Annotated in this window: 11 protein-coding genes; 7 read left to right on the forward strand and 4 right to left on the reverse strand. The window is 58.6% G+C overall.

What is annotated here, in order from left to right:
• Positions 1 to 8 precede the first annotated feature (8 nt).
• The 5 genes from argB (at position 9) to ACZ9IL_RS20935 (ending at position 7,031) form a co-directional block, all read left to right on the forward strand.
• A complete protein-coding gene (argB, locus tag ACZ9IL_RS20915; RefSeq protein WP_476005165.1) occupies positions 9 to 806 on the forward strand; it encodes an acetylglutamate kinase in 798 nt (265 codons plus the stop codon).
• A gap of 25 nt (positions 807 to 831) precedes the next feature.
• A complete protein-coding gene (locus ACZ9IL_RS20920) occupies positions 832 to 1,743 on the forward strand; it encodes an ornithine carbamoyltransferase (RefSeq protein WP_476005166.1) in 912 nt (303 codons plus the stop codon).
• Positions 1,744 to 1,798: 55 nt separating this feature from the next.
• Complete coding sequence (locus ACZ9IL_RS20925; protein WP_476005167.1) at positions 1,799 to 3,034, forward strand: argininosuccinate synthase; 1,236 nt, start codon at positions 1,799 to 1,801, stop codon at positions 3,032 to 3,034.
• A gap of 212 nt (positions 3,035 to 3,246) precedes the next feature.
• Positions 3,247 to 4,632, forward strand: a complete 1,386-nt coding sequence (gene argH, locus ACZ9IL_RS20930; RefSeq protein ID WP_476005168.1) for an argininosuccinate lyase — start codon at positions 3,247 to 3,249, stop codon at positions 4,630 to 4,632.
• Positions 4,633 to 5,018: 386 nt separating this feature from the next.
• Positions 5,019 to 7,031: an ATP-binding protein gene (locus tag ACZ9IL_RS20935; RefSeq protein ID WP_476005169.1), complete on the forward strand. Its 2,013-nt coding sequence runs from the start codon at positions 5,019 to 5,021 to the stop codon at positions 7,029 to 7,031.
• Positions 7,032 to 7,176: 145 nt separating this feature from the next.
• Here ACZ9IL_RS20935 and ACZ9IL_RS20940 read toward each other — a convergent pair whose 3' ends face one another.
• From ACZ9IL_RS20940 to ACZ9IL_RS20950, 3 genes are all read right to left on the reverse strand, one after another.
• Positions 7,177 to 7,389: a hypothetical protein gene (locus ACZ9IL_RS20940; RefSeq protein WP_476005170.1), complete on the reverse strand. Its 213-nt coding sequence runs from the start codon at positions 7,387 to 7,389 to the stop codon at positions 7,177 to 7,179.
• A gap of 97 nt (positions 7,390 to 7,486) precedes the next feature.
• The gene (locus ACZ9IL_RS20945; protein WP_476005171.1) at positions 7,487 to 7,828 is read right to left on the reverse strand and encodes a DUF1294 domain-containing protein; all 342 of its coding nucleotides are present in this window, start codon (positions 7,826 to 7,828) and stop codon (positions 7,487 to 7,489) included.
• A gap of 70 nt (positions 7,829 to 7,898) precedes the next feature.
• Positions 7,899 to 8,486: a sugar O-acetyltransferase gene (locus ACZ9IL_RS20950; protein WP_476005172.1), complete on the reverse strand. Its 588-nt coding sequence runs from the start codon at positions 8,484 to 8,486 to the stop codon at positions 7,899 to 7,901.
• A 303-nt stretch (positions 8,487 to 8,789) separates the two neighbouring features.
• On the opposite strand from ACZ9IL_RS20950, the gene ACZ9IL_RS20955 reads away from it, so the two are divergent.
• Positions 8,790 to 10,928 (forward strand): AsmA family protein, encoded by a 2,139-nt coding sequence (locus ACZ9IL_RS20955; RefSeq protein ID WP_476005173.1) that lies wholly within the window; start codon positions 8,790 to 8,792, stop codon positions 10,926 to 10,928.
• Positions 10,929 to 11,133: 205 nt separating this feature from the next.
• Here the strand turns inward: ACZ9IL_RS20955 and ACZ9IL_RS20960 are convergent, their stop codons facing one another.
• Complete coding sequence (locus ACZ9IL_RS20960) at positions 11,134 to 11,361, reverse strand: BufA2 family periplasmic bufferin-type metallophore (RefSeq protein ID WP_476005174.1); 228 nt, start codon at positions 11,359 to 11,361, stop codon at positions 11,134 to 11,136.
• 329 nt (positions 11,362 to 11,690) lie between these two features.
• Here ACZ9IL_RS20960 and ACZ9IL_RS20965 point away from each other — a divergent pair, with 329 nt between their 5' ends.
• Positions 11,691 to 12,425: an SDR family oxidoreductase gene (locus ACZ9IL_RS20965; protein WP_476005175.1), complete on the forward strand. Its 735-nt coding sequence runs from the start codon at positions 11,691 to 11,693 to the stop codon at positions 12,423 to 12,425.
• Positions 12,426 to 12,436: the final 11 nt, after the last annotated feature.

A 12,436-nucleotide genomic window follows, 5' to 3' on the forward strand; every position in this document is an offset into this window, starting at 1 on the left:
ATCGAGAGATGGACAAGCAGACACTGGTAATCAAGTTGGGCGGCGCCCTGATCGAGAATGACGAGGCGCTGACTGCCCTGTTCGCCACCCTCAAGAGCTTTTTGGACGAGCAACACAGACCCCTGGTGCTGGTGCACGGCGGCGGCTGCCTGGTGGACGATCTGCTCAAGGGGCTGGGACTGACCTCCACCAAGAAGAACGGCCTGCGGGTGACCCCGTTCGAGCAGATCCCCTTCATCGCCGGGGCGCTGGCTGGCACCGCCAACAAGATGATGATGGCCAAGGCCATCGCCACCGGCATCCCGGCGGTGGGGCTCTGCCTGGCCGACGGCGGCCTCTGTCAGGTGACCCCGCTCGATCCCGAGCTCGGTGCGGTCGGTGACTGCCAGCAGGGCAACCCGGCACTGGTGGCGGGCATCCTGGCCCAGGGCTTCCTGCCGGTGGTGAGCTCCATCGGCATCACCGCCGACGGCCAGCTGATGAACGTCAACGCGGATCAGGCGGCCACCGCCATTGCCGAGACCCTGGGCGCCGATCTGGTGATGCTGTCGGACGTGAGTGGCATCCTGGATGGCAAGGGCAAGCTGGTGCCGCAACTGGACAAGCAGAGCGCGTTGGACCTGATGGAGAAGGGCGTTATCCGCGACGGCATGGCGGTCAAGGTGAAGGCCGCGCTGCACGCCGCCCAGACCCTGGGCAAGCCAGTTTGTGTCGCCAGCTGGCGCTACCCGGATCAGCTGCTCAAGCTGCTGGCGGGCGGCGCCGTGGGCACGCAGGTCACGAGTGCCCCCAACGGCTCGCACTGATATTCACCGGGAAAAGGACAATCCGATGCAACACCTTCTGAAAGACAGCGATTTAAGCAAGGCCCAGATCGAGGCGCTGATCGCGCTCGGCAAATCGGTCAAGGCCGATCCCAAGAAGTACGGCCAGGCACTGGCGGGCAAGAGCGTGGTCACCCTGTTCGAGAAGCCCTCCCTGCGCACCCGGGTCACCTTCGACATCGGCATCGCCCGGCTCGGCGGCCACAGCGTCTACCTGGATCAGCAGAATGGCGCACTCGGCAAGCGCGAATCGGTGCAGGATTTCGCCGCCAACCTGTCGCGCTGGTGTGACGCCATCGTCGCTAGAGTGTTCGACCATCAGACCCTGGTGGGGTTGGCGGAGCACGGCAGCGTGCCGGTGGTGAACAGCCTGTGCAACCTCTACCACCCCTGCCAGGGGCTGGCCGACTTTATGACCATTAGCGAACACTATGACGATCTGTCGAAGGTGAAGCTCGCCTACCTCGGCGATGGCAACAACGTCAGCCACTCCCTGCTGCTCTTGGGGGCAACTCTGGGCACCGACGTGACCCTGATCTGCCCCAAGGGTCACGGCCCGGATACCCAGATCTTCCTGCAGGCCCAGGCGCTGGCGGCCGATTCCGGCGCCACCATCCACATCAGCGACGATGTCGGAGATATCGAAGGGTTTGACGTGGTTTATACCGACACCTGGGTTTCCATGGGTGACAACACGCCAATGGAGCAGGTAAAAGATATCTTCATGCCTTATCAGATCAACCAAGCCCTGCTCGACCGGACCGGCATCCAGCACGTGCTGCATTGCCAACCGGCGCACCGGGAGCTGGAGATCACCTCGGAGGTCATGGACGGCCCAGCCTCCCTCATCATGGATGAGGCAGAAAACCGGATGCATATCCAGAACGCCGTGCTGCTGACCCTGCTTGGGCACAAGTGACGCGGCAACCGAGCCTGAATCAAACACCTTATCGAATCATCATGGAGAGAAGTAAATGAGCGGAATCAACAAGATCGTACTGGCTTACTCGGGCGGACTGGATACCTCGGCCATCATTCCCTGGCTGAAAGAGAACTATGACGCGGAAATCATCGCCTTCGTCGCCGACGTCGGCCAGGAGCGTGACGATCTGGAAGGGATCGAGCACAAAGCCATCGCCTCCGGCGCCAGCAAGTGCATCGTCAAGGATCTGCGCGAAGAGTTCGTCAAAGAGTACGTCTACCCGACCCTGAAGACCGGCGCCGTCTACGAAGGCACCTATCTGCTGGGCACCTCCATGGCCCGTCCCATCATCGCCAAAGCCATGGTGGAAGCGGCCCTGGCGGAAGGGGCCGATGCCATCTCCCACGGTTGTACCGGCAAGGGCAACGATCAGGTGCGCTTCGAAGGCGCCGTGGCGGCCCTGGCCCCGCAACTGAAAGTGATCGCCCCCTGGCGTCTGTGGGACATGCGCTCCCGTGAAGATCTGCTGGCCTATCTGGAAGCCCGCGACATCCCCTGCAAGGCAACCCTGAAGAAGATCTACAGCCGCGATGCCAACGCCTGGCACATCTCCACCGAGGGTGGCGAGCTGGAGAGCACCTGGAACGAGCCGTCCGAAGCGGTCTGGCAATGGACTGTCTCCGCCGAGCAGGCACCGAACGAGCCGGAATACGTCAAGCTGACCGTGGCTCAAGGGGAAGTTGTCGCCGTTGACGACCAGCCGCTGACCCCGCACCAGATCCTGACCACCCTGAACGAGCGTGCCGGCAAGCACGGCGTGGGCCGCATCGACATCACCGAGAACCGCATGGTGGGCATGAAGTCCCGTGGTTGCTACGAGACTCCGGGTGGTACCGTCATGGTCGCCGCACTGCGTGCCGTGGAAGAGCTGGTGCTGGACAGGCCGACCCGCGCATGGCGCGAGAAGCTGGGGGCCGAGTTCTCCCATCTGGTCTATGACGGTCGCTGGTTCACCCCGCTGTGCAAGGCCATTGTCGCCTCCGCCAACGCCATCGCCGAGGATCTCGACGGCGAAGTGATCCTGAAGATGTACAAGGGTCAGGTCACCGCGGTGCAGAAGAAGTCGCCCAACAGCCTCTACTCCGAAGACTTCGCCACTTTCGGTGCCGACGAAGTGTATGACCAGAGCCACGCCGAAGGCTTCATCCGCCTCTACACCCTGGCGAGCCGGATCCGCGCCATGAAGGAGCAGCATCAGGCCATCGGTGGCGACCACACCCACGGCTAAGCCTTGAGGTGTCAAGCCGCAGAAAACCGGTGAGGGGGCTTGGCCCCCTCACTTATAAGCGGCGGGATGTGACGAAAGCGGCAGCGCCTTGGCCGCGGCTGTGAGATAACCACGCAGCAGATAACAAGGCAGAATTCAGTCGCGCAGGCCAGGGGTCGCGCGAGTACGGCAGGCGCAAAGGCGCCGCCGGCAACGCATTCAAGGAGAGCAGCATGGCACTTTGGGGTGGACGCTTCAGTCAGGGCGCAGACAGCAGATTCAAGCAGTTCAACGACTCGTTGCGCTTCGATTACCGGCTGGCGGAGCAGGATATCCAGGGCTCCATGGCCTGGGCCCGCGCCCTGGTCAAGGTCGGCGTATTGACCAGTGACGAGCAGGCGCAGCTGCAACAGGCGATGGCCGAGCTATTGGCCTCGGTGCAGCAGGATCCGCAGCAGATCCTGAGCTCGGATGCGGAAGACATCCACTCCTGGGTCGAGGGCAAGCTCATCGATGCCGTGGGGACGCTCGGCAAGAAGCTGCACACCGGCCGCTCGCGCAACGATCAGGTCGCCACCGACCTCAAACTCTGGTGCAAGGCACAGGGGGAGCTGCTGCTCGGCTCCATCACTGCGCTGCAACAGGGGCTGGTCGCCTCTGCCCGTGCCAATCAGGCCGCTGTGCTGCCGGGTTACACCCACCTGCAGCGTGCCCAGCCGGTCACCTTCGCCCACTGGGCCTTGGCCTATGTGGAGATGCTGGAGCGGGACTATTCCCGTCTGCAGGATGCGCTCAAGCGCCTCGACACCAGTCCACTCGGCTGCGGCGCCCTGGCGGGCACTGCCTACGCCATTGACCGCGAGGCGCTGGCGCTGGACATGGGCTTCAGCGGCGCCACCCGCAACAGCCTGGATTCGGTGTCGGACCGGGATCACGTGGTGGAGCTGATGCACGTGGCGTCCTTGTCCATGGCTCACCTGTCGCGCTTTGCCGAAGATCTCATCTTCTACAACACCGGTGAGGCGGGCTTCGTCGAACTGTCTGATGCGGTCACCTCGGGCTCCTCCCTGATGCCGCAGAAGAAGAACCCGGACGCGCTGGAGCTTATTCGTGGCAAGACTGGCCGAGTGGTCGGCGCCCAGATGGGCATGTTGATGAGCCTCAAGGCGCTGCCGCTGGCCTACAACAAGGACATGCAGGAAGACAAAGAGGGGCTGTTCGACGCGCTCGATACTTGGCACGACTGCCTCGACATGGCGGCGCTGGTACTGATCGATCTCAAGGTCAATGTCGAACGCACCAAGGCTGCCGCTCAGGGGGGCTATGCCAACGCAACCGAGCTGGCGGATTATCTGGTGGCCAAGGGCATCCCGTTCCGTGAGGCGCACCATATCGTCGGCGAGGTGGTGGTTCATGCCATCGCGCTGAAAAAGCCGCTGGAGGAGCTGTCCCTGACCGAGTTCCAACGCTTCAGCCCAGTGGTTGGAGAGGATGTCTACCCGAACCTGGAGCTGGAAGCCACCCTGGCCAAGCGGGTCGCCAAGGGCGGCGTCGCCCGCGAGCTGGTGGATGCGGCCCTCGGCGCCGCCGAAGCCTGTCTGGCCAAGCGGGCAGGTTGATACCGCACCGGGTCTATTCGTGATAGATAGAAGACAAAACGGCAACCAATGGTTGCCGTTTTTTATTGGCCACCCGTTCGTGCGATTTTTCTTGGTATTCCAAGCCGAGAACAGAAACTAACACACATACGACGAGCGTGATAACTGGGGTTCTGACCAGTATGATTTCTGATTACATCTGATCCGGGAGCAAGTGGATAACCTCTGTCATTTGGATTATGCCCATATCAATCCGCTCAAATATAGCTATGTAGTGAAAGTGGTTGACACCGCACCACCTTTCAAAAATCTATAGCGGAAGCGTTCTCCTCAATATAATATGATCCCTTCGCGAACGTCCGATTACGCTTCGCTAATCGAACCTACTAGCCATAATGGACTAAATAATGGGTAACGTGAAAATAAGTGGTACTGCTGATATTACTCATGAGGGTATTAAAAAGCATTTTACTAAATGGAGGAAAGATCCGTTTCAATCAATTATTGAGCTAATTGCCAATGGCTTTGATTCAGGTGCAAAGCATGTCAATGTAACAATTGAACACAATGATATGCATGGCTTAGTTTCTGTAACTATCTTAGATGATGGCTCAGGGATTGATATAAATGAATGTGATTCACATTTCTCTAGGTTTAATGAGTCATCTAAACAGGGAGATGATGATGTACAAGGCGCACATGGTAAAGGAAGGTTAGCCTTTCATTTACTTTGCTCAAATGCAACGTGGTATACCAAATGTCATAACTCGAACTCTAAAATTGAAATAGAAAGCTCAAGGCTCAGAAATTTCTTGGCGGAGGAGATTGATAGCGAAAACCAGCATGCATTGTTAAGTGATCTAAAATCGGGCACTTGTGTGATGCTTAATAATTTCCATAATAACCTTCCTGAGATTAACTCTATAGAAAGAAGGCTAGAAAGCTATTTTGGTTGGCGTTTGATCCTAAACCCAGATCGCAAGCTAATCATAAATGGAGCAGAAATAAAGATACCAGAGTACAAGCTAGTAGAAAAACAAATATCCATCGATAATATTAATTTCAAAATTGACCTTATCCGATGGTTAAATAAACCGGGCGATGAGAAGTCATATAACTATGTTGTAAACCATGATGGACGAATCTTGCATAGAGACTTAAGTAGTTTCAACAAGAAGCCTAACTTTCATCTTAGTACTTATGCAAGATCAGATTGGTTTGATAACTTTGAAAAAAATGGCACATCGTTAAATTTTACAGATAAACCACAGGTGACTCCTCAGTCATATGAATTTAAGAAGCTAAAAAAATTCATAAATGAATTTAGTAGTGAAATATATGAGCAATTTCTCCGTGATTTTGTAGATGAAAAAATAGAAGAGTATGAATTAAAAGGGTATTTTCCTGAGCATAAGCATCTAAATAAAGAAGAGGCTATATGGAGGAAGCAAAATACTAAGTCTTTTGTTAAGAGCCTTTATCTCGCTGATCCAGCTATTTTCAATAACATCAAGGAAAAACCATTAAAAATTCTGATAGCTCTGATAGACAGGATACTTGTGTCAAATGAAAATGATACGATACTTGATGTCTTAGGTGGCGTCTTAAATTTAGATGAAAAACAGATTAATCTGTTATCGGAGCAAATTAAAAGTTCCTCTTTGGAAAATATTATTAGTACTATCGAGGTTCTAGAAAGAAGAGGAATGGCTGTACACAAACTCCGCGAAATAATGGTTGAACATTATAGGAAGGTACTTGAAACGCCAGACTTACAGGGGATTATAGAAAGTAATACGTGGCTGTTTGGGAACAAATATACTCTTCTTGGTGCGGAGGAAGATGATTTTCAAAAAATATCATTAAACCTTAGAAATATGGTTAATGGGATAGACTCAATAGATAAAGATGACTTCGAGTCAGCAGAACTTGACGAAGCTATAAACATTGAGGGAGCTAGGCGGCAAGTAGATTTATTCTTGGCAAGAAAAAACATGGCATTTAATTCTCGAGGGGAATCTTACTACCAGTGCACAATTATAGAAATTAAGAGGCCATCAATTTCTTTAAATGAAAAACATCTGAAGCAAATAAAAAACTATGCGCGAATTATTTCTGAGCATGCCGGGTTTTCTATGGAGAAAATGAGGTTTGAAATAATTCTAGTTGGTAGGAAGATTTCCGAAAGAGATTTTGATATAAATTCCGCATTAGAGACTGCAGAAGCTAAAAACGAGCCTGGATTAGTGTTTAGTACAAAAAACGATAGAATAAAAGGTTATGTTAAGACTTGGGGTACGATATTTGCTGAATTCGATTTGGCCAATCACTATTTGCTTGAGAAGCTACAAACTAAAAGAAGCTCTTTAGAATCTACTTCATCTAAGCAATTAGTTAGTGATCTTCAGATGCCTGCTTAAAAATGTATTTTTCAAGCGTATACGCAGGGCTGCTGTACTTATCACTTGGTATTTGTGTGCAATCCGCGAGTCAGCTCCTTGGCCTATGACGCGGGTGTTAGGGTCAACCCTGGAATCAAGGAGGTCGCATGAAAACTGGTGCGGCTCAGAGATCCTTGAACGGCCGACGCTTCTCCTCCTCGATGACGATGGCCTCCAGGTTGGCGACCCGCTCCTGCAGCTCTTTGATGATCATGTCCTGCTTGCCGAGGCGGTCGGTGATGCGAACGTCCCCCAGCCGGTAGCGGGCGCGCTTGCCGAGGTAGCCGAACAACACGCTGATAAAGACAATCAGGACTATGCCTGTCCACATGGTCATACACGACTCCTTGCCGATGCATAAACGAGAGGATCCATCTCGCTGGCTATCGTTGTCTCACAGCCGCTTGCGAGCGGCAATACCCCTGGGGCGCGGGTCAGGGTCCCTGCCAGAGCGGGCGCCCGACCCAGAGTCCCCACAGGGTGAGGTGCAGCAGCACGATAGCCCAGAATACCAGCCGATAACTCCCCTTCTGGGTCTTGTGGCGCAACCAGTGACGGGCCAGCAGGGCGCCGGGCCAACCGCCGAGCAGCTCCAGCAGATGCAGTCGGAATTCCGGCACGCGCCAACCGCCGCGCACCGCCTGGCGCTTGTCGTGGGCGTAGGCGAGCGCGGTGAGCAGGCTCATGGTGGTGATCAGGGCCAGCGGCCACCAGTTGGCATCCTGAATCCCGATCCAGCCGGTCCACAGCAGGGGCAGCAGGGCCAGCCAGATCATGAGGTTGGCTCCCGATCTTGAGGTTCGCTCCGGCCGAGCAGGTGAATGATGGCGCCGTCGTTCGCTCGGCTCATGGCATGGCCTCCGGATCCCGGGGCTCGTCCGGGCTCAAGGTGCGGATCACCCTGGCCGGGTTGCCCACGGCGAGGGAATCGGCGGGGATGTCGCGGGTGACCACGGCGCCGGCCCCTATGATGGTGCGCGGTCCTATGGTGACGCCGGGACAGATGATGGCGCCGCCGCCTATCCAGCAGTCATCGCCGATGCGCACCGGCTGGTTGTAGGCGGTCCAGCCGCGACGCTCCAGATGGTCCAGGCTGTGGGTGGCGGTGTAGATCTGCACGTTCGGAGCCAGCAGCACGTGGTTGCCGATATGCACCTCGCCCACGTCGAGGATGGTGACGTTGAAATTGAAGAAGGTCTTCTCGCCGATGTGGATGTTGCGGCCAAACTCGCAGGTGAAGGGGGTGCTGATCCAGCACGATTCCGGGCACTGGCCGAACAGCTCGCCGCACAGACGCTGACGCAAGGCGTGATCCCCCGATGAGGAGGCGTTGAGTTGGGCCAGCAAGGCCTGGCCGCGGATGCGGTCGTTCGCTATCTCCCCGGTCTGGGTGAGGGGGCCGCCCGCCAGAATGTTGTCCCAATCACTCGCCATGCTCGTCTCTCCTCCGATGCCAAGAGGCGCCAGTATACCCCTGTTGTCGGGTGCCGTCAGGAGCCGCTTCCCATCCAAAGCCGGGGCAGGATCAGCAGCGCCGAGGCCAGATAGGGCAGCATGACCCGCAGCCCCAGCCACAGCCGGCGACCGCCAGCGCCAGATCCTTGTGGGCGAGCCGGGAGAGGGAGAGGCCGCCGCGACCATCCCTGTCTCGCCATTTCCCCGTTTTGGCGGGAGTGCGTCATCTGTCATCCCCCCGGTGGTATAGTCAGCCACAGGATCTGCATTGAGGAGCCCATCGTGAAGAAGATCATTTACATACTGCTGGGGTTGGCGTTGGCCGCCCTGGTGTCCATCGTCGCCCTGGTCAGCCTGATCGACCCGAACCAGTTCAAGCCCCAGCTGGCTGAGCAAGTCAGAAAGAACACCGGCCGCGAGCTGGTGATCGCGGGTGACATCGGCTGGCGTTTCTGGCCGAGCCTCGGCCTCTCCCTCGAGCGGGTGCAGCTTCGCAACCCCGCCGGGTTTGCCGAGCCGGATCTCATCCGCGTCGAGCGGGGGGAGGCCTCGGTCGCCCTGCTGCCGCTGCTCTCCCATCGGCTGGAGATAGGCGAGATCACCCTGAACGGGGCCCATCTGTTCATCCAGACCAAGGCCGATGGCCGCTCCAACCTGCAGGATCTCGTGAAGGATCAGAGCAAGAGCGCGCCACCCGCAGGTAAGCCCGCCAGCCCGGCGCCCGGGCAGGAGCGCAAGCCCTGGCAGATCGAGTTGCAGGGGGTGGTGCTCGAGCAGGCCAGCGCCCTGGTGCGCGACGATCGCAAGGGCACCGAATCGCGCCTCGAGCGGCTTGACCTCAAGCTGGGCCAGCTGACCCTGGGCCAGTGGGTGCCGGTGACCCTGGCCGCCAAGGGGGATCAAGGCAAGCTGGCCTTCGATATCAAGGGGCAGGCGCAGATCAAGCTGGCCGAGGATGCGCGGGCCAGCGCCCTGAAAGAGTTGACCCTGAGCGGCAGCCTGAGTGCGCCGGGGCAGCGACTGGATGCCTTCAACCTCAAGGCCGATCGACTGGCGCTCGGGGAGTGGAGCAGCCTGACCCTGAGCCTGCAAGGCGCAGAGGGGACTGGCGATCGGCCTGCCGTGGCCGGCTCGCTGGACGGTACCCTCAAGGCCCGGCTCGACAAGGAGCTGCAACTGCTGGAGGTCTCGGATGCCAAGCTGGAGGCCAAGCTGAATGGGGAGGCGCTGCCACGCCAGCAGCTGGCCCTCAAGCTGGCAGGCTTCGCCCGCGCCGAGCTGGAGAAACAGAAGATCACCCTGAGCAAGCTGGTGGTGAGCGCCGATGAAGCCCTGCTGAGCGGCGAGTCTGTGGTGCAGCTCGGGGCCGTGCCCAGGGTGGAGTTCGATCTCAAGGGCGACAAGCTGGATCTCGACGCCTGGCTCGGCAAGCAGGAGGCGGCCAAGGCGGCCGCCCCGTCGGCTGTGACGGCCAGCCCGGCGCAGGCCGCGCCCGTTCAGGCGGCGCAGGCCCTCTCCGCGGTGGAGCCTGATCTGAGTGCCCTTAAGCAGCTCGACCTGACCGGGCGGCTGCAACTGGGCAGCCTGCGGGTGAAAGGACTGGACTTGAGTGCCGTCGATCTGCGGCTTGCGTTGGCGGGGGGTCAGCTCAGCCTCAGCCAGTTCAGTGCCGGGGTGGCCGGTGGACAGGTGAGCGCCAGCGGGGTGCTCGATGCCCGCCAGCAACCCGCCAGCTATCAGGTACACAAGCGGGTACAGGGGGTGAACGTGCGTCCGCTGTTGCAGACCCTGGCCCAGAACGACCGACTGGAAGGCAAGGGGGATCTGGACATCCAGGTACAGGGGCGCGGTCTCTCCGAGCAGGCCCTGCGCAGCCAGATGCAGGGCACTGTCAGCCTGAAGTTGAGTGATGGTGCGCTGCACGGCATCAACCTGGCGGAGATGATCCGCCAGGCGCGGGCCACCCTGACCGGCAAGGGCGCCGAGCAGGTCAAGGAGGTGCGCAAGACTGACTTCAGCGCCCTCACGGCCAACTTCCAGCTCGCAAACGGGGTGGCGCGCAGCGACGACATCCAGCTGTTCGCACCGGCCCTGCGGGTGAAGGGCCAGGGGCAGACCGCGCTGGTGCCCGAGACCCTCGACTTCCTGTTCCTCACCTCTGTGGTCGAGAGCAGCAAGGGGCAGGGCGGCAAGACGGTGGATGATCTCAAGGACATCACCATACCGGTGCGCATCGGCGGCCACTGGCAGGCGCCCAGCTACCGGCTCGACGTGAAGGAGCTGCTCAGCAACAACAAGGTGCTGGAGGAGAAGGCTCGCAAGGAGGCCGAGCGCGGCCTCAAGAAGCTGCTGGGTGACAAGGCCGACGACGAGAGGATCAAGGGGGCGGCCGATCAGCTGCTCAAGGGGCTGTTCAAGTAAGCTCGCCTCCATCGACCATCAGCATGACAACGGGCCCTCGGGCCCGTTTTATTTATCTATCTGGCGGTGATCCGGCTCCTGCAACCTCAAGCGGGGATTGCCGTCAAAGGCGACTTTACATCCTGCTGTTCGGCGGGAAAAAGCCTAAAAAAAACAGGCCGGTTGCCTTCACAGGCACCGGCCACGCAAGTGTGGGGTCGTCCGCTTAACGAACCTTGCCACCCTTGGTGTTGCACTCTTCCCGGGTCATGCTGCGGGTGCTCTGATCCTTGCAGACGGATTGACCCGTGCAGCTGTTCGCCGCCATACACTGAACCTGATCCTCGCCATGCTGCCCCGTATTGGCGGCCATGACTGCGCCAGAGAGGGAGACAGCCGCCATCGCCAGGGCGGCAACGGCCAGACGGTTGAGGGTGTTGCGGATTGCGTGCATCTTTGACTCCTTGGACATTTCGGCACTCGGCCAGTCTTGGTCGGGTGTCCGCGTGACGTCATCTAGGTGAGGAGCTGACCTCCGGCATTGCTCTCAGGGAGGCTGTGACTCACGGATCCTGTTACGATCCTGCTCGTACAACTGGATCATTCCGGGTCGCGTTGACGACGCTCATTCAACAAGACCGGCGCCGTGGCGACTTGTGTTCATGAAAAATGCAGTTGCTGGATAGCCTCACGACAAGGAAGACAGTCCCATGGCGACCGTGGCAGCGGGCTTGCCATGGGGTAGTATCGGGGGCGAGCAAAGAACACGGACAAGGAGACGGGATGAACAGGATTGCATTGATCACCGGGGGTGGTCGGGGGATAGGGGCGGCGACCGCCCGTCATCTGGCGGGGCAGGACTACTGGCTCTGTATCAACTATCGCCATGACCGGGCAGCTGCCGAGGCGCTGGTGGCCGAGATCCGGGCGCAGCATCCGGTCTCCTGCATCGCCGTGCAGGCCGACGTCAGCGTCGAGGCCGAGGTGGTGCGACTGTTTGACGAGATGGACGCCCGGCTCGGCCCCATCACTCATCTGGTCAATAATGCTGGCATCTTGCAACCGCAAATGAAGGTGCTGGAGATGAGCGCCGAGCGGATCAACAAGACGCTGACCACCAATGTCACCAGCTACTTCCTCTGTTGTCGCGAAGCCATTCGGCGGATGACCAACGGCGGCGCCATCGTCAATGTCTCCTCGGCCGCCGCCCGCCTCGGCTCTGCGGGGGAATATGTCGACTATGCCGCCTCCAAGGGGGCCATCGACGTGCTGACCAAGGGGTTGTCACTGGAGGTGGCGGCGCAGGGGATCCGAGTCAATGGGGTACGGCCCGGTTTCATCTACACCGACATGCATGCCGATGGTGGTGAGCCCGGCCGGGTAGAGCGTATTAAGGGGAATATTCCACTGCTACGGGGCGGTCAACCGGCAGAAGTCGCTGCCGCCATCGCCTGGCTGCTGTCCGACGAAGCCTCCTACGCCACCGGCACCTTTATCGACGTGGCCGGCGGGCGCTGACGCAGGGTGTG

The sequence above is a fragment of the Aeromonas sp. TECH754 genome (assembly GCF_056279295.1).